Below are 24,689 nucleotides of genomic sequence, written 5' to 3' on the forward strand. Positions count from 1 at the left end.
GTTCTGCCTGGATCCTGCCTCCAGTAGTGTCACCTGCAGCTCCTTGCCCCGCTCGAATGTCGTCAAAAGGCATTCGGTGCGGTTGGCAGGATGGATGGGTGGCAGCCTGACAATTATTGCCGGGCCAGGAAGATGCGCCCCTGGATACCGTTGCTACAGCTTCGCGCCGGCAAAGCCCTGCTGGCGCCATGCCTCGTAGACGGCAATGGAGGCCGCATTGGCAAGGTTAAGGGAGCGGAGGGCCGGGAGCATGGGCAGCCGGACCGTGGCGGTCACATGCGGGTCAGTCTTCAGCTCGGCCGGCAGACCTACGGATTCGCGGCCAAACATCAGCACGTCACCAGGAGCGTAGGCAACGTCTGTGTAGCTGGTGGTGCCGTCGGAAGTGAAGGCGTAGACGCGCTCTGGCTGGAGGTGCTGCCAGGCGTCCTCTATGGACCGGTGTACGGTGACCACGGCCAGGTCATGGTAATCGAGCCCTGCCCGGCGCAGTTTGGCGTCCGAAAAGTCGAAGCCGAGAGGTTCCACGAGGTGCAGTTCTGCGCCGGTGATGGCGGCGAGGCGGATGGCGTTGCCGGTATTGCCGGGAATTTCTGGTTCATGGAAAAGGATGCGGAACACCACCCCATCCTAGCCACCCGGCGTCAGTGCATGCCGCGCAGAAGCCGGGCGAGGACCGGAACGTTGACAGTGTTGGGCGCCGGCCCCGAGGACAAAAATTCCTTCAGGCCGCGCACCATGCCTGCGGCGTTGACAATTTGGACAGTTTCAAGCGCGCCTGCGGGCCTGCGGTGGTAGTCGATGACCGGTTCGTGGAGGTTGCCGTCGGTGCTGTGCACCACGGTCCATCCAGTCACATTCAGCTCCGGAAAGATGTCTTGCATGGCCCACACCACGTGGGTGAGCTGGGGTGGTGCGACTGCCCGCCCTCCATGGTTGAGGGTGCGGCCGTCCCAGGCATAGGCCCCTTTGGGGAGCAGCATTGAGTTAATCAGCGCCAGGCGGTAGCCGGAGAGGACCGCATGGTCGATGTGGCTGTTGTCCGCGGGCGACTGCAGGCCGTTGATGAGCCGGGCAGCGGGTATGGCCGGGAGCACCTGCCGGGTCAGGAGCTGGACTGTCCTCATCTCCCGCTGGATGCGGGCCTCCGCGCCAAAGATTCCCCGCTTCCGCGGCATTCCGTGCACCTGCTGGCCTGCCTGGGACAGCGGAATGAGCGGGACGTAGCCGCCGCCGGACTCGTACGGCGGAACGTAGATTGGCGGATCGCCGGCGCTGTTCCTGCTGCCGCCGGGCCTGCGCACGGTGGCCGACGCCCGGCTTCCGGCAGCCGGGGCATCAAAGTGGGCGCCGTCGTCGGACGAAGCGTCCCGGACCGTACCCGATCCGTAGGAGCGGTCGTACGCTTTGCGGCGCTGCGGGTCGATCAGGGTTTCGTAGGCGGCAGTTACGCGGCGGAAGGTTGCGGCATCGCCGCCTTTGTCCGGATGCGCAGTCCTTGCCGCACGCCGGTAGGCCATCTTGATTTCCTTGTCAGTGGCGGTCACGGCCACGCGAAGGACCTGGTAGTGGGAGCTGTTGCCCTCGGTCAAGCACTCTTCCTTTTCATCATGCGCGGCCTCCTGGCTCCCCGAGGGAAGCCAGCTGCCCGCCCAGTCTAGCCAGAACCGGCGGCTGGCCTGCACTGACAACGAATGCCCGGGCCTTTCGGGTTCCCGGGGGAGTGGAGTCTAGACTCTTGCCTGCGTGCCTGAACACCGGCCCGGGGGAGCAACGAAAGTGGGGATGGATATGCCGACGACGGCGCGACGGCCATGCAGGGCCCGGCACAGCGGAGTGCCGCTTGCCCTTGCATGCCTGGGCGCGGTGTTCCTCGGCGGATGCAGCGTGGATGTGCGCGACCCTTCCGCACCCGCAGCCGCTGCGGGCACTCCGGTGCTGGCAACTCCCACCATCACGCCGGGACACGACGCCGCGGCCGTGGCGGCACGGGACCTGCCGTTCGCCGCCGGCGGCACGCTGGCGCCCGGAGTGCCCGTGGGCATCTCTGACGAATTGAAAGGTGCGCCGGGCTGGACGCTGGAAAAGGACAGGGTGGCAGGGGCGAGCCAATACGCGAAGTCTGATGGCTGCGTTGTTTCTGCCAGGGTCAGCACCGGCCAGGACCCACTGGTGCGCGGGGAAGACCGGGAATCCACTGTTGCGCTTTTCCAGTACCTGGACGCGACCATCCAGCCTTCCTATCTGAAGACGGAGAATCTGCAGTGGGGTGGGACCCCGGAGGAGCCGGGCAGGAAGGTGGAGGTGCTGGCCTTGGAGCAGTCGGTTCCCGGTGGACGGTCCACGGCCGTACTGGCCCGGGTCTTCGGTACTGCAGGCTCGTCTGCATACATTTCCGTGTCGTGCCCGGATGCGGCGCGCCTCGCTTCAGCCCGCAGTGATGTGGTGCGGTACCTCCCGCTGCTTCCGCCGTCCGCCTAGCCGGCAGGCCGCGCAAGGCCGCCGGCGGCTGGAGGGCTCAGCTGCCGGCGGGTCTTCCTGTTCGTCATCCCCGCTGGGGAGGAACGGCCGCGTTTACGCGGTGGTGCGGCTGATTCCGGTTGCCAGTCGGTTGAGGGCCAGGGCGCCGACCAGCAGTCCGAAGTCACGCAGCGCCACGTCATAGAAGCTTCCCAGCAGTAGCAGGTTGACGATGATCCCCGCCAGCCAGGCGGCCACCAGCAGCGAGCCGTACTTGGGCTGCAGCGCCACAGCGAGGCCCGCGATGATTTCGACGACGCCCACAACGTACATGAAGGTCTGGGGCGTCAGTGGTACGACGGCGGTGGCCTGGGGTGCCAGGTAAACGGTCCATTGCGTCAGGATGTTCGTGAATTTGTCCAGGCCGAAAAGGATGGGCGCAACGGTGAAGACAGTGCGCAGCAGCAGGAAGGCCTGCCTCTCTGCGGGCAGGCTGGCGGATGCATGCTGGGCGGGCACTGCGGATGCTGAGGTCATGATGGGCTCCTTCTAAAAGTGGGTAATACAATTTTAGAAAGCTGCCGTTCTATAATCAAGAGATCTTGACTTTGGATGTGGAGGCTTCTGATGTACCGACTCCCTTGGGTGGACAGGATTGCGGCCGTGGCCTCGCTGACGGATGCGAAGAGGCTGCAGCTGTTCGAACTGGTGGGCGCATCCCCGCGGCCCCTGGGACGCGACGAGGTGGCCGAGGCCGCAGGCATGGCAAGGAGCACCGTTTCGTTCCACTTGGACAAGCTGGTCCAGGACGGCCTGCTGGCCGTGGAGTTCCGCAAGCCCGCCGGCAGGACGGGCCCCGGCTCCGGACGGCCGGCCAAGTTTTACCGGCCGCTGGGCGGCGAAGTGAACGCGTCCGTGCCCGACCGGAATTATGACCTCGCCGGGGAACTGATGGCAGCCGCCATCGAGGATTCCGAGGCCGGTGGCGGCCCTGTGGCGGAGACGCTCCGTGCAGCCGCGTTCCGAAAGGGAAAGGAACTGGCAGAAGCGGCGGCCGGCCTCGAGGCATTCCTGGCCGAGGCCGGTTACCAGCCCCAGTCGGACGGCGACGGCGGCTACCAGCTGCCCAACTGCCCGTTCCACCGGCTTTCACGGGCACATACGGCAGTGGTGTGTGACATGAACGGTGCTTTCCTGCGCGGGGCAGCGGTCGGGTGTGGCGGCAGTGAAGACCGCGTGGCCGGGGCTGCCGGATCCGGCCATTGCTGCGCGCGGATCACGGGCAGTGCCGGGGACTCCGGTCCAGAGACGCCGTAGCCGGGACGATAGAATTTGAGGATGCCCGCCTACCTCGACCATGCCGCCACCACGCCGCTGTCCGGTGCCGCGCTCGCCGCTTTGACGCGCGAGTTGGCGCGGACCGGCAACCCCTCGTCCCTGCATGGCTCGGGACGCCGCGCCCGCCGTGCGGTCGAGGATGCGAGGGAGGTCATCGCGGCGGCGGCAGGAGCGCATCCCTCGGAGGTCATCTTCACCTCGGGAGGCACCGAGTCGGACAACCTCGCGGTAAAGGGCATGTACTGGTCCCGGGTGGCAGAAGACCCCAAGCGCCGCCGCATCCTGTGCTCCGCCGTCGAACATCACGCGGTCCTGGACACCGTCGAATGGCTTGAGCGCCACGAAGGTGCGGAGGTGGCATGGCTGCCGGTGGACAGCCAGGGCGTGCTGGACCTCGCGGTCCTTGAAGCTGAGCTTTCCAGGGATCCGGGGTCTGTGGCGCTGGTAACGGTCATGTGGGCCAACAACGAGGTGGGCACCATCCAGCCGGTCCGGAGGGTCGTAGAGTTGGCGCACGCCGCCGGCGTCCCGGTGCACTCCGACGCGGTCCAGGCCTTCGGTTCGGTGCCGGTCCATTTCAAGGACTCTGGCCTCGACGCCATGTCCATCAGCGGACACAAAATCGGCGGCCCGGTGGGCGTGGGTGCACTTTTGCTGGGCCGGTCGGTGAAACTCACCCCGGTGCAGCATGGCGGCGGCCAGGAGCGTGACGTCCGCTCCGGCACCCTGGACACCGCTTCCATCGCCGCCTTCGCCGCCGCGGCGGAGGCTGTGGCTGCCACCCTGCCTGCGGAAGCAGCCCGGATTGCAGCGCTGCGGGAGCGGCTGATCGAGGGCGTCCGTGAACGCGTTCCACTCGCTGTCCTCCGCGGCGCCCCCGGCGGCGGCCGGCTTCCAGGCAATGCCCACTTCACATTCCCCGGCTGCGAAGGGGACTCGCTGCTGTTCCTCCTGGACCTGGCCGGCATTGAATCGTCCACCGGTTCGGCCTGCACGGCGGGCGTGCCACGGCCCTCCCACGTGCTGCTCGCCATGGGCCTTGATGAGGAAACGGCGCGTGGCGCCCAGCGGTTCAGCCTGGGGCACGCTTCCACGGAGGATGACGTCGATGCCCTGCTTGCGGCGCTGCCGGAGGCGTATGCACGGGCGCGGCAGGCAGGCATGGCAGGGCACGAGTCCTCCATCCAGACCGCCGGTACTGCGGCGCGTCAGGCTTCGCGCGGTACCTGACCCTTCCCGCCGTCGACGGGCTGATTTGCCTGCCGCCGTAGAATGGATAGGCATACATCGTTTCGGCCGCCGTGGTATGCAGTCCGGCTCCGGAAGGCAAGCAACCCCAATAGAAAGCCAGCATGCGAGTACTAGCAGCCATGAGTGGCGGAGTTGACTCCGCTGTTGCCGCCGCCCGCGCAGTGGAGGCCGGGCACGACGTCGTCGGTGTCCACCTTGCCCTTTCGCGCATGCCCGGCACCCTCCGCACCGGCAGCCGCGGCTGTTGCACCATCGAGGATTCCCGCGACGCCTGGCGGGCCTGCGACGTTCTGGGCATCCCGTACTACGTGTGGGATTTCTCCGAGCGCTTCAAGGAAGACGTCGTCCAGGACTTCATCGACGAGTACGCGGCCGGCAGGACGCCCAACCCCTGCATGCGCTGCAATGAACGGATCAAATTTGCCGCCCTGCTGGAGAAGGCCATTGCGCTGGGCTTCGACGCCGTCTGCACCGGCCACTACGCCAAGGTGATCGAGGACGCGGACGGCAACCGGGAACTGCACCGTGCCGCTGACTGGGCCAAGGACCAGAGCTACGTCCTTGGCGTCCTCACCCATGAACAGCTCAAGCACTCCATGTTTCCCCTGGCGGATACCCCGTCCAAGGCCGAAGTGCGGGCGGAGGCGGAGCGGCGGGGCCTTTCCGTTGCCAACAAGCCGGACAGCCATGACATCTGCTTCATTCCCGACGGTGACACTGCCGGCTGGCTTGCCGAAAAGATCGAGATGACCACCGGCGACATCGTGGACGAGACCGGCGCCAAGGTAGGGGAGCACCCCGGAGCCAACGCCTTCACTGTCGGACAGAGGCGTGGACTCAAGCTGGGAACTCCTGCCGCCGACGGCAAGCCGCGCTTCGTCCTGGAGATCCGGCCGAAGGAGAACAAGGTGGTGGTGGGTCCCGGGGCGCTGCTGGCGATCGACGAGATCCGCGGTATCAAGGTTTCCTGGGCAGGCCTGCCCATCACCGAGGTGGAAACGGGCGCCGAGTTCGACTGCTACGCGCAGGTCCGTGCACACGGGGACCCCGTTCCTGCGACTGCACGGATGGAACCCGCCACTGACGGTACCGGCGCCAGCCGGCTCGTGGTCCGCCTGGTGTCGCCATTGCGGGGGGTCGCTCCCGGCCAGACCGTCGTGTTGTACCAGGGCAGCCGCGTGCTGGGCCAGGCCACCATCGACACCGCCCGCTCGCTCCAACGCGCCGCTCTGTAACCCAACCACTTTCAGCACCGCCACGGTTTCGCGGGGGTGGTGCGTTGCCGTGCCCGGGCCCGCCCTCCGCCTTTGCGGGGCGCACTGCTGGGTAACTTTTGAGAAAATATTGTGTCTCAACTCACAGGAATTGCCGTCCCGAGGGCTGACTCTCTGATTGAATCTAGGGATCAGCACTGCACGCCGGCGTCTGGGAGTATCAACCTGTGACCGCCGGCGTGCGCGTACTCATCGGAAAGAAAGTTCACAGATGATCAAGAGCACTACTGGCCTGCACCGCGCCATCGCGCTGGCAGGCATCTCCGCCCTGGCCCTGACAGCCTGCACGGGGCCATCGGGCGGCGGCGGTGGAACGGCCACCGGCGGCAGTGCCGGCGGCGGTGCCATCACTTTCGGAACCACGGACAAGGTCGTCACCCTCGACCCCGCCGGGTCCTACGACGCAGGCTCCTTCCTGGTGATGAACCAGGTCTACCCCTTCCTGATGAACTCCAAGCCCGGCTCTGCCGAGGTCAGCCCGGACATCGCCGAATCTGCCTCGTTCACTGCTCCCACCGAATTCACGGTGAAGCTCAAGCCCAACCTGAAGTTTGCCAACGGCCACGCCCTGACCTCATCAGACGTGAAGTTCTCCTACGACCGCGTCATGAAGATCGACGATCCCAACGGCCCCGCGTCCCTGCTCTCCAACCTCAAGTCGGTCGAGGCCAAGGACGACACCACCGTGGTCTTCAACCTGAAGCAGGCAAATGACCAGGTGTTCCCCAGCGTCCTGGGGACCAACACCGGCCCCATCGTGGACGAGGAAGTCTTCCCGGCCGACAAGATCATGAGCGATGAGGACATCGTCGCCGCCAAGCCCTTCGCCGGCCCCTACACGATCGACTCCTACAAGAAGAACGAACTCGTCAGCCTCAAGGCCAATGCGGACTACAACGGACTGCTGGGCAAGCCGGCCAATGACAGCGCCGTCATCAAGTACTACGCCGACTCCAACAACCTCAAGCTGGACGTCCAGGGCGGCAACATCGACGTTGCCGGCCGCAGCCTCACCGCCACGGACGCCGCGGACCTCGGCAAGGACTCCAAGGTCAAGGTCTACAAGGGACCGGGTGGCGAGCTTCGCTACATCGTCTTCAACTTCGACACCATGCCGTTCGGCGCCAAGACGCCCGAAGCCAACCCGGCCAAGGCCCTCGCGGTGCGGCAGGCCATGGCCGACATCGTGGACCGCCAGGCCATTTCCGACCAGGTTTACAAGGGCACGTATGTTCCCGCCTACTCCGTGGTCCCGGACGGCCTGCCCGGGGCAACCCAGCCGCTGAAGGACATGTATGGCGACGGCAGCGGCAAGCCCAGCGTGGACAAGGCCAAGAAGACCCTGGCGGACGCCGGCGTTACCGGGCCCGTCACCGTGAAGCTGCAGTACAACCCGGACCACTACGGCAAGTCCTCCGGTGACGAGTACGCCATGGTCAAGGAGCAGCTGGAGAAGTCGGGCCTGTTCACCGTGGACCTGCAGTCTACCGAATGGGTGACGTACTCCAAGGCACGCACCTCTGACGCGTACCCCGTTTACCAGCTCGGTTGGTTCCCGGACTACTCGGATGCGGACAACTACCTCACTCCCTTCTTCATCCCGGGCAACTTCCTCAAGAACCACTACGAGAACCCCACTGTCACGGACCTGATCCAGAAGCAGCTGACCACGCCGGACAAGACAGAGCGCCAGAAGCTGATCGGGGATGCCCAGACGGCTGTGGCAAAGGACCTCTCCACCCTGCCGCTCCTCCAGGGCTCGCAGCTTCTGGTAGCGGGGGCTGACGTCAAGGGTGTCGAGAAGACCCTTGACCCCTCCTTCAAGACCCGCCTTGGCGTCCTGTCCAAGTAAGCACTCCACCCCCATCCGGCTCTGACGGGCCAGAGGCGGGACGCCGCAACGGCGTCCCGCCTTTTGCCGGTCATCAGCCAGCATCGAGGGGACTGCTGGCTCCCGGTCACCACGAATCCAGGTACCGATGACAACTTTGATTGACGCGCCACCCAGTGACGCGGACGCGCTCCTTCCGCCCAAGAAAAAGCAGGGAGGCGGAGGGCTGGGCCAGTACATCCTGGTCCGCTTCCTGCTGATCTTCCCTACCATCCTCATCCTCGTCACCATGGTGTTCTTCCTGATGCGGATCACCGGCGACCCCATCACGGCCGCAATGGGCGGCCGGCTTCCCCCGGACCAGCTGCAGGAACGGATCCACGCCGCCGGCTATGACCGGCCCCTGTTCGCGCAGTACTTCGAATACCTGGGCCAGCTGGCTACAGGCAACTTTGGCACCACCCTCTCGGACAACCGCAAGGTCACCGAGATGCTGACCACCTACGGCTCCGCCACCCTGGAGCTGGCCATCAACGCCATCATCGTCGCTCTGGTGGTGGGCATCCCTTTGGGGATGATCGCCGCCCACCGGCGTGACCACCTGCCGGACGCCGTGCTCCGGATCCTGGCCATCCTGTTCTACGCCACCCCTGTCTTCTTTGCTGGAATGCTGCTCAAACTCATCTTTTCGGTGTGGCTGCACTGGCTCCCGGTGGCCGGACGCGCCGGCACCAGGACCGAACTGTCACTCACAGCCCTGGAAGCCCCCACCGGCATCTACTGGCTGGACGCCCTGCGCAGCGGCAACATGGCTGCCCTCAGCGACGTGATGTCCCACGCCGTCCTTCCGGCGCTGGCCCTTGGCCTCCTGACGGCAGGGGTCTTCCTGCGCCTGGTCCGGACCAACGTCATCGGCACACTCGGCAAGGACTACATCGAGGCGGGCCGCTCACGCGGCGTCAGCGAATATCGGCTGGTGACCAAGCACGCCTACAAGCCGGCGCTGATCCCCATCATCACGGTCATGGGCCTGCAGATCGCAGTGCTGCTCGGCGGGGCCGTGCTCACCGAAACAACCTTTGAGTGGAAAGGCCTCGGATTCCAGCTGGCCAACTACCTCACGGCGCGCGACTTCGTCGCCGTCCAGGGCATCGTGGTGCTGCTGGCCGTCATCGTCGCCGTCACCAACTTCATCGTGGACATCATCGCCGCGCTGATCGACCCCCGCGTGAGGTACTGACATGACTGCCGAGACCACCCTGAAACCCGTGGCCAACCCGCGGGCATCCTTCTTCCGGCGGCTGCCGGTTGTTTCCCACTTCAATAAGAGCGTCGGGCTGCAACGCTTCATGCTGGTGGTGGGGCTCGTCCTCACCGGCATCTTCCTGCTCACAGCATTGGCTGCTCCGCTGCTGGCGCCGTACGGCTTCGCGCAGCTCTCGGATGCCGACGGCAACTTCCCCACCCAGCAGGCCCCCGGCGGCAAGCACCTTCTGGGCACCACCGTGGGCGGATACGACGTCCTTTCACGCGTGATCTGGGGTACCCAGACCGCACTGCTGGTCATCATCGTGGCCGTGGTCCTCTCGATTTTCGCCGGTGTCATCCTCGGCCTGGTCAGCGGCTACATCGGCGGCTGGCTTGACCGAATCCTGGTGGTCGTCGCCGACGCGATCTACGCGTTCCCGTCGCTGCTGGTGGCCATCGTGATGGCGATCGTCATCAGCGGCGGGCAGTCCAGCCTGCTGGGCGGAATCCTGGCTGCCGCCATCTCCATCACGGTGGTGTTCATCCCGCAGTACTTCAGGGTGATCCGCGCCGAGACCATCCGGCTGAAGGCCGAGCCCTTCGTCGAATCGGCCAAGGTGGTTGGCGCATCCAACATCCGCATCATGACCCGGCACATCTACCGGAACGCCACCCGCACACTGCCGCTGATCTTTACCCTCAACGCCTCCGAATCCATCCTGACCCTGGCCGGGCTGGGCTTCCTTGGCTTCGGCATTGAACCAAGCTCGGCGGCCGAGTGGGGATTCGACCTGAACAAGGCGCTTGCGGACACCACCTCAGGCATCTGGTGGACCGGGCTGTTCCCGGGCCTCGCGATTGTCTGGACAGTCCTCGGGCTGACACTGGTGGGCGAAAGCATCAACGACCTGAACGATCCGCGTCTCCGCGGCCGGAAGCGGACCGGCCGCAAAGCTGCTGCCGCCGCACCGGGCACTCGCGCCGGTTCCGGCCCCGAAACAGAATTGAGCAACCCGTGAGCGAAAACCTCGGTTCACTGTCCGACCAGCAGGACCAGGACCGGAAAACCGTCCTGGACATCGACCACCTGAAGGTCACCTTCGCCACCGACGGGGGAGACGTGTACGCCGTCAAGGATGTCAGCCTGGAGGTCAAAGCCGGCGAGGTGCTGGCCATCGTGGGCGAATCCGGCTCCGGCAAGACGGTCACGGCAAAGACCATCCTGGGGCTGCTCCCCGAGACCGCCGTAAGCTCGGGAGCCGTGCTGATCAACGGCACCAACGTCATCAGCCTCAGTCCGGGGCGGCTCCGCCAGATCCGCGGACGGGACGTGGCCATGGTGTTCCAGGAGCCCTCCACCGCCCTCAATCCCGTGTTCACCGTGGGATGGCAGATTGCGGAGGGGATCCGTGCGCACGCCGGAGCCAACGGCGGGGGACGGGTCTCCGCCAAGGAAGCCAAGGCCCGGGCCATTGAGGCGCTGCGCAAAGTGGGGATCCCGGATCCCGAACACCGGGTCAACTATTATCCGCACCAGTTCTCAGGAGGCCAGAAGCAGCGTGTGGTGATTGCCGCCGCCCTGGCGCTGAACCCGGGCCTGATCGTGGCGGACGAGCCCACCACGGCCCTGGACGTCACGGTCCAGGCGGAAATCCTGGAACTCCTCCGGGACCTGCGGGACAAATACGGCACCTCGATCGTGCTCATCACGCACAACATGGGCGTCGTGGCGGACCTGGCGGACCGGGTGGTGGTGATGTACCAGGGCGATGTCGTGGAGGAAGCCACATCGAAGACACTGTTCGCCGAACCCCGGCAGGACTACACCCGGCACCTGCTGGCTGCAGTGCCCCACCTCGGCCGCAACTCGGCGTCGGAAGGCCTCACTGAGCGGCGGCACCAGGATGAGGAGGTACTGGTGGCTGCCGACAACCTGGTGATCGAATATCCCGGGCGGCTCGGCACGCCGGCGTTCAAGGCCGTGGACGGTGTCAGCTTCACCCTGTCCAGGGGAGAGGTATTTGGCCTGGTGGGAGAGTCCGGCTCCGGAAAAACAACGATTGGCCGGGCCATCGCCGGGCTAAACCGCACCACGGGAGGCAGCCTCAAGGTGCTGGGCTACGAGATGCTGAACCTTCGCGAACGCACTTTCAAACCGCTGCGCAAAGACATCGGCTTCGTCTTCCAGGACCCTGCCGCATCCTTCAACCCGCAGCTGACCATTGGCGAGTGTATTGCCGAGCCCATGCTCATCCACACCCGGCCCAGCGAAGCACAGGCGCGCAAGCGCGTCGGTGAGCTGCTTGAATCAGTCCAGTTGCCGGCGTCGTACGCAGGACGGTACCCGCACGAACTGTCCGGCGGACAGCGGCAGCGGGCATCACTGGCCCGCGCCCTCAGCCTGAACCCCCGGCTGCTGATCGCGGACGAGCCGACGTCGGCCCTGGACGTTTCGGTGCAGGCAAAGGTGCTGGAGCTGTTCCGGGACATCCAGGAGGAGTTCGGGTTCGGCTGCCTGTTCATCAGCCACGACCTTGCCGTGGTGGACATCCTGTCCTCCTGGGTGGGCGTGCTGTACAAGGGGAAGCTGGTGGAACAGGGGATCGGCAGCCAGGTCATGGGCAACCCGCAGCATGACTACACCCGGCGGCTGATTGCCTCCCTGCCGGTGCCGGACCCTGCCGAACAGGCCAAACGCAGGGAGGAGCACCGCGCACTCCTGGGGACCTGATTCCGCAGGAATCCCATGCTGTGGAGAGCGCCGGTGCCGGCAGGCCCGGCACCGGCGCTTAACACCCGCGGCTATTCGATCGGCTCCCCTAGACTGGAGCCATGACGCAGCACAACCCCAGCTCTCCTGGCTCCGACGATTTTGATCCATCCGCCAGCTCCCTGGCAGGCCACGTGGACGATTCGGTGATGGCTGAACTGCTGTCCATCCGCTCCAGCATCGACAACATTGATGCCACCTTGGTGTACCTCCTGGCAGAGCGCTTCAAAGCGACCCAAAAAGTGGGCTTCCTGAAGGCAACCCACCGCCTGCCGGCCGGCGATCCGGGACGTGAGGCAGCGCAGATCGCACGGCTGCGGCGCCTCGCGGAGGACGCGCACCTCGACCCTGCGTTCGCGGAAAAATTCCTCAACTTCATCATCGGCGAAGTGATCCGCCACCATGAGGCCATCGCCGAGGACCATCAGGCCTCCTCCGGCCAGCAGCCCCAGACCTCCGCACTGGCGTGAGCCGGGAACAGCAACAGCCCGGGTCCGCCCCTCTAAGTGCCTCCCATCAGCCCAAGGAGGCCACGCCCCTGCAGGTAACTGCCACGGGCCTCGGAACCTGGCCCGGGGAAGACCCCCTGGAAGCCGCCCGGATCATCCGGGGGGAGCTCGGCAGCCCGCACCTGCCGTTCCTGGCGGAATTGCCGGACCGCGGGGTTGGTTCCGATGCCCTGGGACGCACAGCGTCGCTCCTGGAAGATCTCGCGGTGGACGTCCAGCCCCATGGGTGGCGGCTGGTCGACCGGCCCGGCAAGGACATGCGCCGCGCGGCGTCGGCCCTGGCCACGGACCTGAACGTCCTGGCAGATGTTGCAGGGGCAGAGGACGCGTCCGCCGGTGAACTGAAAGTGCAGTTGGTTGGTCCGCTCAGCCTTGCGGCCGGCCTCTACCTGCACAACGGAGAGCGGGCCCTGCTGGATTACGGCGCCCGCCGGGATCTCGCTGCTTCCCTTTCTGCTGGCGTGGCCGGCTTCCTCACGCGGGTGGCGGCCGCCGTTCCGGGCACCCGCGTGGTGGTGCAGGTGGATGAGCCGGCCATCGCCGCCGTACTTGGCGGGACCATCCCCACAGCGAGCGGCTACCGCACGCTTCGGGCGGTGGCAGCATCAGAGGTACGCGAATCCTGGCGCCTGGTCCTGGACGCCCTTCGCTCCTCCGGTGCAGCCGGGGTAGTGCTGGCCTTCCCCGAGATCGAGGCACCCATCGAACTGGCCCTGGCGGCAGGGGCGGACGGCGTGGCATTGCCGCTCAAAGCCCTGACTAACCGGCAGTGGGAGCAGGTGGCGGGAGCCATGGAGGCAGGAAAACAGTTTTGGGCCGGAGCGGTGGACCTATCCTCCAAGGGCCCGCTGCCCAAGGTGGCCGACTGCGTGGACTCCGTATGGCGTCCCTGGCGCCAGCTGGGCCTTCCGCCCTCGCTGCTCGCTGCCGTGCGGGTAACGCCCTCTGCGGGACTGGCCGGACTTACCCCGGCGCAGGCCACGGCGGTCCTGGGCAGGCTGACGCACGTCGCCGACGGCCTGAACCAGCAGGCACTGGGGTAGGCGCTAGACCCGGTTTTCCCACCGCTCAGGCTGCGCATAGCGGGGCAGGTAGCTTTGGGCGGAACTGCCGCCCGTGTAGGGGCGCAGCCGGTAGTCGAATGCCCCCGCATACACCAGGACCAGTCCAATCTGTGGCTGGATGACCTTGACCTGGATACGGTGCCGACCGTTGTGGCCAGCGGCCGGGTCCCACCACTGCTCGGCGTAGGCTTTGGCATCCAGGGCTTCCGGGAGCGGCACCCGGAGCGGTCCAAGGAAGAGCCGCGACGCCTCCGAGACTCCGCGCAGCCTGCCGTCCGGCGTAACGCCCAGGTTCAGGTCCGTCACCAGGCGCCGGTACCGGCCCACGTAGTCGACCAACTGCGTCAGGCCGCCCCGGTTGCTGGCACTCGTGGTGTCCTGGAAGAGCCGCGTCCGGCCGGGGAACCGAATCTCGCGGCGGGCTGTAAGGCTGGACCGGCCGAACGGGTCCTGATGGGCGTGGTTCTCGATGCGGAAGGGTATGTTCTCGCCGTACTCGGGAAAGAAGGCCTCCTCGCTCCCGGTGAGCCGCAGCAAAGGGCGCAGCCACCGCTGGCGGCACCCCACGACGTCGAACGTTCCTTCCCCTACGCCGTACTGCCCTGACCCCGGGGCCAGGGAGAAGTACTCCTGCAGTTCGGGCTGCAGCTGGGAAAACGCCGTGCCCAGGGCCTGCTGGTAGATCGGGACGCTCATGAAGTGGACCTCTCGTTGCCTGGGACTGCGCTGATTGCCTGTGGGTTCACAATTTACCGGCTGCCTTGAGCCGGATGTACATGTCCGCCAGCCGCGGCGGCAGCTCCTGCGGCTCGGCGTCCACCACTTCCACTCCGCAGCGCCGCAGTTCGGCGATGACCCCTGCCCGTTGAAGGAGAGCCCGTTCCGCGGCGGCGGCCCGGAACACCCCGGTGGCGTCGCTTCGCTCCCGGAGCATGGTACCCAGCTGTGGGTCACGGACGGCCGCCACCACCACCACGTGCTGGCCGGCCAGCCGCTCCGCCACGGGCAGAAGGCCCTCCTCCGGGGCCCCGCCGTCCAACGACGTCAACAGCACCACGAGTGACCGGTGCACCGAGACCGCGCGCACCTGCGCCGGAACTGCAGGCCAGTCCATTTCGATCAGCTCCGCGTTGAGGGGAGCCATGGCCTGGACCAGCCGGGCCAGGATGCTGCCCTGCCCGGCCGAGCCGGCGCGTGCCCGGGTCCTGCGGTCAAAGGCCACGAAGTCCACACGGTCGCCGCCCCGTTCTGCCAGGACTGCCACAAGGAGCGCAGCCTCGAGTCCGGTGTCCAGGCGCGTTTCGTCACCGATCCTCGCCGCGGACGTGCGGGAGGTATCCAGGACCAGTACCACCCGCCGGTCCCGTTCGGGGCGCCATGTGCGCACTACCGTGGCTGAGCGCCGGGCCGTCGCCCTCCAGTCGATGGACCGGACGTCATCGCCACGGACGTAGTCGCGCAGGGAATCGAACTCGGTACCGGCCCCGCGGATCTGGACCGCAGCCTTTCCATCGAGTTCGCGGAGCTTCCGCAGCTTTGAGGGCAGGTGCCGCCGGGAATGGAATGGCGGCAGGACGCGCACCGAGCCCGGGCATTCGATGGTCCGCTGGCGGGCAGCCAGGCCCAGCGGACCAAACGAGCGAAGAGTCACGTGGTGAGCTGCAAGGTCTCCCCGCCGGACCGGCCGGAGCCTGACCGTGAACCGTCTGCTTTCGCCCGCCGGAACGTTGATGTCCTGGACCGCGTTCTGCGCCCCGGCAGAGGGCTGCCAGCCATCGCGCAACGTTCCCCGGACCGCGCGGGCGCCCCCATTACGGAGCGTGAGCACGGCGTCCACCGCGTTGTTGAGCGTCACGTTTTCCGGTTCCGCACGGAGGGCCCCGACCCTGCGAAGGGAACCGGCGAACAGCAGGTCTACAGCCAGCAGGGCCATAAGCAATGCGCCGGTAACCAATACGGTAGGCCACCCCGGGAGCAGCAGCACCGGCACCAGGCCAAGCAGCACCAGTGCCACGTAACGGCCCGAGATGGCCATCAGCGGGGAACAGGAACGGAGGCCAGGATGCTGGCCAGGACGTCATCCACCCGCACCCCGTCCATCTGGGCTTCGGGCTGCAGGGCCACCCGGTGCCGAAGGCAGGGCAGCGCCAGCGCCTTGACGTCGTCAGGGGTGACAAACACACGGCCAGAGAGCCACGCCCAGGACCGTGAGGTATTAAGCAGTGCGGTGGCGCCGCGCGGAGAGACACCAAGCTGGAATGAGGGCGCGGCGCGGGTTGCCCGCACCAGGTCCACGATGTATCCGATGACCTCCGGCTCCACGGCCACCCGCGTCACCGCTTTCCGTGCCCGCTCCAGGTCCTCCCCGCCGGCGACCGCGGTTACCCCCGCAGCCGTAAGGTCCCGGGGATCGAAGCCGGCGGCATGGCGGCGGACAACTTCAATCTCATCCCCCCGTTCCGGCAGCGGCATGGTGAGCTTCAGTAGGAACCTGTCCAACTGGGCCTCCGGCAGGGGATAGGTCCCTTCGTACTCCACCGGATTTTGGGTGGCCGCCACCAGGAAGGGCGCCGGCAGCCGCCGCGACACTCCGTCCACGGACACCTGGCGCTCTTCCATGGCTTCGAGGAGTGAAGCCTGGGTCTTTGGCGGGGTGCGGTTGATCTCGTCGGCCAGCAGGAGATTGGTGAAAACAGGGCCCTCCCGGAAGGTGAACTCGGACGTGCGAGAGTCGTAGACCAACGAACCGGTGACATCGCCCGGCATGAGGTCCGGGGTGAACTGCACCCTCTTCGTGTCCAGGCTCAGCGCGGCGGAGAGGGCCCGGACCAGCAGGGTCTTGGCTACGCCGGGGACGCCTTCCAGCAGCACGTGCCCCTGGGAAAGCAAGGCAATGAGGAGCCCGGTGACGGTTGCATCCTGTCCCACCACTGCCCTTGCCACCTCCCGGCGGACAGCCAGCAGCGCCTGGCGTGCCCCGTCGTCGTCCAGGGAACTGTTGGAACCCAATGAATTCAGGACTGCCGGCCCACTGCTTTGTTCACTCATCGGTCCATGACCTCTTTCTCCAGTTTGTCCATGGCCCGGGACCAGGCCACCAGCCGCGGTTCAGTTGCGGGGCGTTCGTTGATCAGCATGCGGACCTCCGCGCTGTCCCTGCCGAGCAGCCGGGCAGCAGCGGCAATAATGTCCTCGGCGGTGGCGCCGGGGCCAAGCCTGAGCTTCACGGCCAGCCGCACCAGCAGCCCGGACCGCAGATTGTCGCGCGCTTGTCCGATGGCGCGCCCGTCCTGGTAGAGCCGTGCCCGTCCCTCTGCCGTCTCGACGGCCTTGACCACAACCGGCAACGGTTCAAAGACCAGGGGGCCGTTTCGCCGCCCCCTCCACACGATGGCCGCCAGTGCCACCACCAGCAGCCAGGGACCCAGGAACCGGGCCCAGCCAGGCGCCAGGTCGTCGAGGGTTTTCGGGGAGCCGCCCACGGCGACGTCCTCCAGTGAGGGCAGGTACCAGACGAGGTCCGGCGACGCACCGAGCATCCGGATTCCCAGCGCGGCATTTCCCAGTTCGTCCAGCTTGTCGTTGCCCAGGACCTCTGTGCTGCCCAGCACAGCCAGGCGTCCGTCGCTGCTGACGGCGAGCATTCCGGCGGTTCCTGCAGCGCGGTAGCAGGACGTCCCGCCGTCGTACACGTATCCGCCCTCGCCGGTGACTTGCCCCGCTGCCTCCGCGTCCGGCAGGGCGCATCCGGGGTCCAGGATGGGGAAGGCATCGGGGACCACGCCGGCCTGGCGAATGCCGTGGTCAAGGCCGGTGAGGGTCTCCAACCTGGGCGAGACCACCACCACACGGTGCGCGGCCGCCATCAGGGCTGCCAGTTGCGGCTCACCCAGGATGCCGTTGCGGTCATAGAGCAGCAGGGTAGGGGAGGAACTGGCCCGCAGGTCCTCCAGCGCTGTGTCAAAGCGGTTGGGGGTGTGCACCGAGACACCATGCCGGCCGAGGATTTCGGCCACGGCCTTCGCGCCACCCGGGCCCGCGTTGTGGACGGAGAGGGGAACCGAGTCACCTTTGGGCGCGAGCTGCGTGCCGACGATGAGGGCCAGCGCCGCGGCCACCCCAGCGCCGGCCGCGGCGGCGCTGCGGTGTCGCCGTAACCAGGCGGTGAAGGTGCGTCGCTTGGGGTGCGGCCCGGCGGACCGCCCCTCTTCGTCAACAGGGTGCGTGTCCGCCCCGGCAGTCCCCGTCATGGCATCGGCACGGCGCTGCCGGTGGAGGCGGCCCTCATGGCATCCAGTGTTCCGTCAAGCGCCACCATCTCCTGGTAATCGGGGCTGTCCGCTGCCCTGTTCCCGTAACGGATGCCGTCGAAGGTTGCGGCTGCCCGGGCCAGCCGCAGGGCCTCGGCGCGGAAAGGAACGGACAGTGCCCGCGCCGCCTCATCGGCAGTCCGCCCCGCCTGGGGGTCCAGGATGGCGCGGTCCTCAGCGCTGCGGACCATGGCGCGGAATCGGTCGACGACGGCGTCCCCCCACCTCCCTGCCGAGGCCGCGGCCTCGGCACGGTTCCGGTAGTCCGCGGCAGTCAGTGCCGTTTCCCTTGCGAAGACGTCCTGTGCCCTTCGTGCACGTGCATTCAGGCGGGGACGGGCCAGGATGACGGCGGCTGCGATGATCACGGCAATGACGAGGGCGATGACGGGGCTGGGGACCGAGGCAGCCTCGCCTCCGGAGCCGTCCAGCGACCGCAGCCAGTCCAGGAAGTTCTGCCACAGCGTGTCGAGCCAGGACGGGGCCGCGTCACGGTACTCGGGTTTGGCCAGTTCCTCCGCTGCCCAGCGACGGGCCTCTCCGGCGCCCGGAAGTACCGGAGGTTCAGCGGCCATGTGGCCATGCCCCTGGCGGCGTTACGTATCCGGGGTAAGGCGTGCTGCCGGCGGCGTGCGGTCCCCGGCCTGGGACCCCGCCAGGATCCGCACCGGTCTCCAGTTCGCGCAGCAGTTCAATGTCCAGTCCGTCCTTGCGCATCCGCAGGTCCATGTAGAGAAGCGCCATGACGGACGTCTGGAACGCATAGCCCACTGCACCCAGCAGGGCGCCGATGACAGCGGTGATGATCCCCATGGCCACAGCCATTCCGGCATCCCGTCCGCTGCCTCCGTGCGGCGAGACCACCCCGGACAGGATTGCAGGCAGGATGCTTGCCGGGATCAGGACGACCTGGGTGATCACGCCGACCAGGATGGCAACCACCAGGCTGATGCCGAAAATCCGCCACCAGTTGCCGCGGGTCAGCTCCCAGGAGCGGCGGACGGCGGCAAAAGCACCCAGTTCTTCGATCACGACGGCGGCGGGCGCCACCACCATCTTGATTGCCACCCACAGGAACATGGCAGAGAAGGCAAGCATGAGAGGAACGACCAGCAGCGTGGCCACACCGCGGACATTGGAGAACACGAGGACGATGACCAGGAAAAACAGCATGACCGCGGCCATTGCCGCTGCGACCAGCAGTGCCGCCAGCCCGATCAGCGCGCCAATCCTTGGGCGCGCCAGTGACAGCATGCGCCGGAAACCGGTGGGCCTGTTAAGCACGGACCGGGCCACGGGAACCACCATGGCGCCCTGGAGGACAGCGGAAATGAATACGGACAGTATGGACAGGAGGGCCAGGCCGACCATCAGCCCGATTCCGAGGGACCCTATCCCTGGGGAACCGGCGCCGGTTCTGCCGGCCGTCGCCGCCCACGACTCCACGGACCCCGATGATGTGGCGATGAATCCCGTCAGCACCGCTGCGAGGATGGCCGACAGGGCCTGGGCCAGCAGGCCCGCGCCGAGAATGGCCTTGGCGTTGCGCCTGATCGCCTGGAAGGAACCGTCCAGGACTTCTCCGAACAGCAGTGGCCGCAACGGGATGATCCCGGGCTTTGGTGGAGCGACGTAGCGGGGCTGGGCCGGGAATGGGGCGCCATACTGTGGGCCGGGATACGGTGAACCGTTTTTGGGAGGGCCGCCGTAGGGGGCTCCGTTGATTTGGCGTGCCCCGTAGGCGTGACCGCCGTATGGGGTTCCCGGATATGGCGCCCCGGGGTACGGGCTGTTTGCGTGCGGAGGCTGCGGGGGTTGTTGCCCGGCGGCCGGCCCCGGCGGCCGCTGCTGCTGCCACGCCTGCTGCTCCCAGGGGCCTTGCTGCGATGCGTTTCCGCCCGGCGGCGTCCATGGCACTTCCCGCCCAGGGGTTGCGGGAGGCGGCACGTCCGGGCCGCCTCCGGCGCCATAGGCGGAGCGGGCGTCCTTGGCGCCTGCCGCCCGTTCCTGCGTGGGCTCTTCGGGCCCCGGCTGCTCTTGTGACACTGTTTCCTCCCCCAATATCTGTCCGCTTGCCCCGGCCGCCGAAAGGCGCCACCGGCACAGCGGAACATGACCCCAAGACTATAGTTCCGGCGTCGGACGGCCTAGTACCGCGCCATGCCAGAGGCCGCTCAACAGGACAAACCCATCCCGATAAGGGAATATATAGCTATGAAGGCACGCATTCTGGTGGTAGATGATGACGAAGCGCTGGCCGAGATGATTGGAATTGTCCTCCGTAATGACGGCTTCGAGCCGGTCTTTTGCGCCGACGGCGCCCAGGCCCTGGACGTTTTCCGCTCGTCGCGGCCCGACCTGGTCCTGCTCGACCTCATGCTTCCCGGTATGGACGGCATCGAGGTGTGCCGGCAGATCCGCGGGGAGTCAGATGTGCCCATCGTCATGCTGACCGCCAAGTCCGATACCTCGGACGTCGTCCGCGGCCTGGAGTCCGGTGCCGACGACTACGTGCCGAAACCTTTCAAGCCTGCCGAACTGGTGGCACGCGTCCGTGCCCGCCTCCGCCCCGGCGACCAGAAGGCACCTGAAACACTCAAGATCGCAGACATCACCATCGACGTCGCGGGGCATACCGTCAGCCGGGGCAATGACCGCATCTCCCTGACCCCACTGGAATTCGACCTCCTCGTGGCGCTCGCCCGCAAGCCCTGGCAGGTCTTCACCCGTGAACTGTTGCTGGAGCAGGTATGGGGCTACCGCCATGCTGCCGATACGCGGCTGGTCAACGTCCATGTCCAGCGCCTGCGGTCCAAGATTGAGCAGGACCCGGAAGCCCCGGAAGTTGTATTGACGGTGCGTGGTGTCGGCTACAAAGCAGGGGTCTGACTCCGCTGCGCAGGACGGGGAACCGGTCCGGCGCACAACCCCGCATCCAGCGGACACCGGCCTGAACCCCGGTAGCGGGGCCCTGGATGGCGCCGAGGGGGACAGCAGCCCACAGGACGGCACCGGCCACGGAACGGGCGGTCACGGTGACGGCTTGGCCCCGGGACTGAGGCATGTTGCGTTCCGGGCAGGTATCTGGCGGCGGCGCGCCCTTATCGTGACCCTGCGCGTCGTCAGGTTGGTGCGCACCGGTGTCGTGCGGTTCCTCCCAGGGCTTCGGTACCTCGGCCGGGCCCTGCAAAAGCGCTGGCGCCGTTCGCTGCAGTTCCGGACAGTCCTGACCACCCTGATGCTCGCAGTGACCTCATTCGCCGTCGTTGGCGCCTACCTGTCCAACCAGATTGCCAACAACCTCTTCCAGGAGCGGCTCACCCAGGCGGAGTCGGAGACCCGTTACAACGTCAAGCAGGTGCAGGACACGTTTGACGGCGCCCAGGTCACCGACCAGTCCAGCGTCATTACCCTGGTTTCAGACACGCTAAGCGCCGTGGAAGGCAGGGGCTCCGTAATCCAGAGACGCTATGTCTTCGAAGCGATGCCCAACCAGACCAAGCCGCGAAACCGCTGGGTGGAATCCCGCGCCTCCGACCAACTGACCGTAAGCGTCATCCCGGCCGACCTGCGGAAGGCGGTCCAGGAATCGGGCAAGGACCAGTACTGGGCATCCACCGTTATCCCGGTGGGGACAGAGGACCGGCCGGGAATCGCGGTCGGGAACAAGGTGACGTTCAACGGCACCGTTTACGAGCTTTACCTGATCTACGATCTCAACACCGCACAGCAAACCCTCAACGAAATCCAAAGTGTCCTCTGGGCCGGTGGTGCCGTGCTGGTCCTCCTGATCGGTGCCGTGGCCTGGTACGTCACCCGGAACGTGGTCAGCCCGGTCAGCCACGCTGCGATGGTGTCCGAGAAGCTGGCAGCCGGGCAGCTTCAGGAGCGCATGGTGGTCCGGGGCGAGGACGAAGTGGCACGCCTGGGAGCTTCCTTCAACCACATGGCGGCCAGCCTGCAGGAACAAATCACCCAGCTGGCAACGCTCTCGCAGATGCAGCAGCGCTTCGTCTCTGATGTCTCGCACGAGCTGCGGACGCCGCTCACCACAGTCCGCATGGCAGCAGAAGTCCTGTACGACGCACGTGACGATTTCGACCCGATCAACAAGCGGTCCGCAGAACTGCTCTACAACCAGGTGGAGCGGTTCCAGTCTTTGCTCTCCGACCTCCTGGAGATCAGCCGCTTCGATGCCGGCGTTGCGGTGCTGGACGCTGAGCCCGAGGATCTGCTCCAGGTGATCGCCCATGTCATTGAGGGCGCGGCACCCGTTGCTGCTGAGTATGGGTCGGAGATCCTCTACACCGCTCCCGAGGGTTCCATGATCGTGGAAATGGACGCCCGGCGGATCGACAGGATTCTGCGGAACCTGATCCTGAACGCTGTGGAGCACGGTGAGGGCAAGCCGGTGACCGTCACGGTTGCCGCCAACGAGACTGCCGTGGCCGTCGCGGTCCGGGATCATGGGATCGGGCTGGACCAGGCCCAGGCTGCCCGCGTCTTCGACAGGTTCTGGCGGGCAGATCCTGCGCGTGCCCGGACGACGGGCGGCAGCGGCCTGGGCCTGTCGATTGCCATGGAAGACACCAAGCTGCACCACGGCTGGCTGCAGGCCTGGGGAAGGAAAGGCGACGGGGCCAACTTCCGCCTGACGCTCCCGCTGCGCCAGGAGGACGGGATCTCCGAGCCGCCCCTGCAACTGGAACCCAAAGACGTCACCACCCCGGGAGCACCGGGCAGTATCCCGGCGGAAGAGGGCAACAGAAACATGCTGGTGCTGCAGGCCGGGGGAGCCACTCCCGCTCCGCCGCAGGCGTCCGAGGAGACACCATGAGGGCCACACGGCGCCGCGCCAGGTATCTTGCGGGACTGCTCGCGCTGCTGGCCGTCCTACTCTCTGGCTGTGCCCGCATTCCCACTTCCGGGCCGGTAGGGAAAAGCAGCGAAAGCAGCGCCGGCAACGTCAGTGCTCCAGTGTTCCTTCCGGCGGCGCCGCAGCCGGGCGCGTCGCCTGAGACCATCATCGACTACTTTTACCGCGCGGGCAGCGGCTACGAAGACGACTACGCGGTGGCCCGCCAGTACCTGACGCAGGCATCGGCCGTGTCCTGGAAGCCTGACAAGCGCGCCCTGGTGTACCGCGAGGCACGCGTCGTTCCCACGGGCACGGAAAACGTCTTCAATTATGAGCTGGACGTCTCCTACACCGTGGACGCCGACGGCATCGCCACCCAGTCGCCCCCGGGAACCGTCGAACGAATTCCCGTGACTGTGACCCAGGTGGACGGGGAGTGGCGGATATCCGCCATCCCGGACGGAACCGCCATCGCTGAGGAAACATTCAAGGTCATCTACGGTGCCTACCCCATCTACTTTTACGATCCCACGTTCACCTACGCCATACCCGATGTCCGCTGGTTCCTGAAGAACAAGACCGTCAAAGCCATGACCAGCGCGCTGCTGGCCGGCCCGGCTCCCTATCTGCGCGGCGCCGTCGCCAGTGCCTTCCCCTCCGGTATCAAACTCGCCAGGGAATCCGTGCCCGTTGTCTCCGGTGCGGCCCAGGTGGACCTCACGGCAAAGGAACTGACCGAGACCTCTGCCGAGGACCGGCTGCGCATGCAGATGCAGCTGACCCTGACGTTCCGCAGCCAGCCCGACGTCGTCAACGTGGAGTTGAGGGCCAACCAGGACCTGGTCAGGGTTGAGGACAACGGATCTGTTCTTCCCCCCGTGCTGGACAAGACGGTGCCGTCGCGCCAAATAGCCATCAGCGGCAACGAACTGGTCCGCTACGAAAACAACCGTGTCTCGCCGTTGCCGGACATGCAGTCGGTGTCCGCGCTCAATCCCCGGTACCCTGCGGAATCGCCTGTGTCGCAGGCCGCGGCTTTCCTCAATGACGGCAGGACCACCCTGTACAGCATCAGCCCGGGCCAACCCGCCCGGGCCCTGACCACCCGCAGCACCCTCAGCCGGCCCTCCTTCAGCGTCAACGACTGGGTGTGGACGGCGGGCCCCGGCGCTACCGGTGCCACCGAAGTGGTGTCGTTCCATCCCACCGGCGTGGCGGAGGGCGCAGCCGTTCCGTCCGTCACCCTGGCACCTTCCTGGCTTGCGGGCCGCACGGTGAAGGAGTTCCGCGTGTCACGTGATGGCGTGCGCGCCCTGGTGATTTCGGAACAGGACGGAAAGTCCAAAGTGCAGGTAACGGGCATAATCCGGGCCGGAGACGGCACACCGCGTGAGCTGACCGCTCCCATCACCCTGGTTGCCGACGGCGATCCTGACCAAGGGGTCTGGGTGAACGGCACTACTGTTGCCGTCATGAAAGCCGCGGCGGGTTCCAACGTCACGCCGGAGCTGTTGTCCTTCACCTCAGGGCAGCCGCAACAGCTCGCGCCCTGGCCCGGCCTGGTTGCCATCAGCGGCGGAAACGGCACCGACGACATCTATGTGCAGTCCGGGGAAGGGATCTTCCAACGCCTCGGCAACGGCTGGTCGCCGCAGATCAAGGGCCCGCTCGACCCGGCGTTCGCAGGCTGAGCTTCGGGGCACTGGAGCAGCCTGCGTACGTGTGATGCGTCATCGTCCTTCCAGGCGGGGTTTTCCACATGGCTGCCCCCGGGCA

At 66.6% G+C, this 24,689-nt stretch carries 22 protein-coding genes; 13 read left to right on the plus strand and 9 right to left on the minus strand.

Features of this window, described 5'->3' with window-relative positions:
- Positions 1-153: 153 nt before the first annotated feature.
- Both J2X98_RS08805 and J2X98_RS08810 read right to left on the minus strand, forming a co-directional pair.
- Positions 154-621, minus strand: a complete 468-nt coding sequence (locus tag J2X98_RS08805; RefSeq protein WP_141942300.1) for a tRNA (cytidine(34)-2'-O)-methyltransferase — start codon at positions 619-621, stop codon at positions 154-156.
- A 23-nt stretch (positions 622-644) separates the two neighbouring features.
- Positions 645-1,592, minus strand: coding sequence for a J domain-containing protein (locus tag J2X98_RS08810; RefSeq protein ID WP_141942297.1), 948 nt, complete (start codon positions 1,590-1,592; stop codon positions 645-647).
- Positions 1,593-1,836: 244 nt separating this feature from the next.
- Between J2X98_RS08810 and J2X98_RS08815 the strand changes: the two genes are divergently transcribed.
- A complete protein-coding gene (locus J2X98_RS08815; protein WP_307306736.1) occupies positions 1,837-2,481 on the plus strand; it encodes a hypothetical protein in 645 nt (214 codons plus the stop codon).
- A gap of 93 nt (positions 2,482-2,574) precedes the next feature.
- Here J2X98_RS08815 and J2X98_RS08820 read toward each other — a convergent pair whose 3' ends face one another.
- Positions 2,575-2,997, minus strand: coding sequence for a hypothetical protein (locus tag J2X98_RS08820; protein ID WP_141942295.1), 423 nt, complete (start codon positions 2,995-2,997; stop codon positions 2,575-2,577).
- Positions 2,998-3,087: 90 nt separating this feature from the next.
- Between J2X98_RS08820 and J2X98_RS08825 the strand changes: the two genes are divergently transcribed.
- The 9 genes from J2X98_RS08825 (at position 3,088) to J2X98_RS08865 (ending at position 13,724) form a co-directional block, all read left to right on the plus strand.
- On the plus strand, positions 3,088-3,777 hold the full coding sequence (locus tag J2X98_RS08825; protein ID WP_307306740.1) for a helix-turn-helix transcriptional regulator: 690 nt from the start codon (positions 3,088-3,090) through the stop codon (positions 3,775-3,777).
- 21 nt (positions 3,778-3,798) lie between these two features.
- A complete protein-coding gene (locus J2X98_RS08830) occupies positions 3,799-5,028 on the plus strand; it encodes a cysteine desulfurase family protein (RefSeq protein WP_141942292.1) in 1,230 nt (409 codons plus the stop codon).
- 122 nt (positions 5,029-5,150) lie between these two features.
- Positions 5,151-6,284, plus strand: coding sequence for a tRNA 2-thiouridine(34) synthase MnmA (gene mnmA / locus J2X98_RS08835; protein WP_141942290.1), 1,134 nt, complete (start codon positions 5,151-5,153; stop codon positions 6,282-6,284).
- A 250-nt stretch (positions 6,285-6,534) separates the two neighbouring features.
- Positions 6,535-8,175, plus strand: coding sequence for an ABC transporter substrate-binding protein (locus J2X98_RS08840; protein ID WP_141942287.1), 1,641 nt, complete (start codon positions 6,535-6,537; stop codon positions 8,173-8,175).
- Between the two features lie 127 nt (positions 8,176-8,302).
- Positions 8,303-9,394 (plus strand): ABC transporter permease, encoded by a 1,092-nt coding sequence (locus J2X98_RS08845; RefSeq protein ID WP_141942285.1) that lies wholly within the window; start codon positions 8,303-8,305, stop codon positions 9,392-9,394.
- Position 9,395: 1 nt separating this feature from the next.
- Positions 9,396-10,421 (plus strand): ABC transporter permease, encoded by a 1,026-nt coding sequence (locus J2X98_RS08850; RefSeq protein WP_141942283.1) that lies wholly within the window; start codon positions 9,396-9,398, stop codon positions 10,419-10,421.
- Positions 10,418-12,133 (plus strand): ABC transporter ATP-binding protein, encoded by a 1,716-nt coding sequence (locus tag J2X98_RS08855; protein ID WP_141942282.1) that lies wholly within the window; start codon positions 10,418-10,420, stop codon positions 12,131-12,133. The genes J2X98_RS08850 and J2X98_RS08855 overlap by 4 nt, the downstream gene beginning before the upstream one ends.
- A 101-nt stretch (positions 12,134-12,234) precedes the next feature.
- Positions 12,235-12,642 (plus strand): chorismate mutase, encoded by a 408-nt coding sequence (locus J2X98_RS08860; RefSeq protein ID WP_043450675.1) that lies wholly within the window; start codon positions 12,235-12,237, stop codon positions 12,640-12,642.
- On the plus strand, positions 12,639-13,724 hold the full coding sequence (locus J2X98_RS08865; RefSeq protein ID WP_373460855.1) for a hypothetical protein: 1,086 nt from the start codon (positions 12,639-12,641) through the stop codon (positions 13,722-13,724). The genes J2X98_RS08860 and J2X98_RS08865 overlap by 4 nt, the downstream gene beginning before the upstream one ends.
- Before the next feature lie 3 nt (positions 13,725-13,727).
- Here J2X98_RS08865 and J2X98_RS08870 read toward each other — a convergent pair whose 3' ends face one another.
- Genes J2X98_RS08870 through J2X98_RS08895 form a run of 6 tightly spaced genes read right to left on the minus strand, consistent with a single transcriptional unit; the run spans position 13,728 to position 20,101 of the window.
- Positions 13,728-14,441 carry a DUF4166 domain-containing protein gene (locus tag J2X98_RS08870; protein ID WP_141942280.1) on the minus strand — a complete coding sequence of 238 codons (714 nt, stop codon included), beginning with the start codon at positions 14,439-14,441 and terminating at the stop codon, positions 13,728-13,730.
- Between the two features lie 46 nt (positions 14,442-14,487).
- Positions 14,488-15,780, minus strand: a complete 1,293-nt coding sequence (locus J2X98_RS08875; protein ID WP_307306751.1) for a DUF58 domain-containing protein — start codon at positions 15,778-15,780, stop codon at positions 14,488-14,490.
- The gene (locus J2X98_RS08880; protein ID WP_307306752.1) at positions 15,780-16,793 is read right to left on the minus strand and encodes an AAA family ATPase; all 1,014 of its coding nucleotides are present in this window, start codon (positions 16,791-16,793) and stop codon (positions 15,780-15,782) included. Before J2X98_RS08880 ends, J2X98_RS08875 begins: the two co-directional genes overlap by 1 nt.
- Positions 16,790-17,995 carry a DUF4350 domain-containing protein gene (locus tag J2X98_RS08885; RefSeq protein WP_307306753.1) on the minus strand — a complete coding sequence of 402 codons (1,206 nt, stop codon included), beginning with the start codon at positions 17,993-17,995 and terminating at the stop codon, positions 16,790-16,792. Before J2X98_RS08885 ends, J2X98_RS08880 begins: the two co-directional genes overlap by 4 nt.
- Entirely contained in the window at positions 17,992-18,630 is a 639-nt protein-coding gene (locus tag J2X98_RS08890) for a DUF4129 domain-containing protein (RefSeq protein ID WP_307306755.1), read from the minus strand. Before J2X98_RS08890 ends, J2X98_RS08885 begins: the two co-directional genes overlap by 4 nt.
- A complete protein-coding gene (locus tag J2X98_RS08895) occupies positions 18,620-20,101 on the minus strand; it encodes a hypothetical protein (protein WP_307306757.1) in 1,482 nt (493 codons plus the stop codon). The genes J2X98_RS08890 and J2X98_RS08895 overlap by 11 nt, the downstream gene beginning before the upstream one ends.
- A 168-nt stretch (positions 20,102-20,269) precedes the next feature.
- On the opposite strand from J2X98_RS08895, the gene mtrA reads away from it, so the two are divergent.
- Genes mtrA through J2X98_RS08910 form a run of 3 tightly spaced genes read left to right on the plus strand, consistent with a single transcriptional unit; the run spans position 20,270 to position 24,604 of the window.
- Entirely contained in the window at positions 20,270-20,944 is a 675-nt protein-coding gene (gene mtrA, locus J2X98_RS08900) for an MtrAB system response regulator MtrA (RefSeq protein ID WP_141942272.1), read from the plus strand.
- Entirely contained in the window at positions 20,916-22,892 is a 1,977-nt protein-coding gene (gene mtrB, locus J2X98_RS08905) for an MtrAB system histidine kinase MtrB (protein ID WP_307306761.1), read from the plus strand. The genes mtrA and mtrB overlap by 29 nt, the downstream gene beginning before the upstream one ends.
- A complete protein-coding gene (locus J2X98_RS08910) occupies positions 22,889-24,604 on the plus strand; it encodes an LpqB family beta-propeller domain-containing protein (RefSeq protein ID WP_307306763.1) in 1,716 nt (571 codons plus the stop codon). The genes mtrB and J2X98_RS08910 overlap by 4 nt, the downstream gene beginning before the upstream one ends.
- Positions 24,605-24,689: the final 85 nt, after the last annotated feature.

This window comes from Pseudarthrobacter enclensis, from assembly GCF_030811655.1.
Lineage (GTDB): Bacteria > Actinomycetota > Actinomycetes > Actinomycetales > Micrococcaceae > Arthrobacter > Arthrobacter enclensis_A.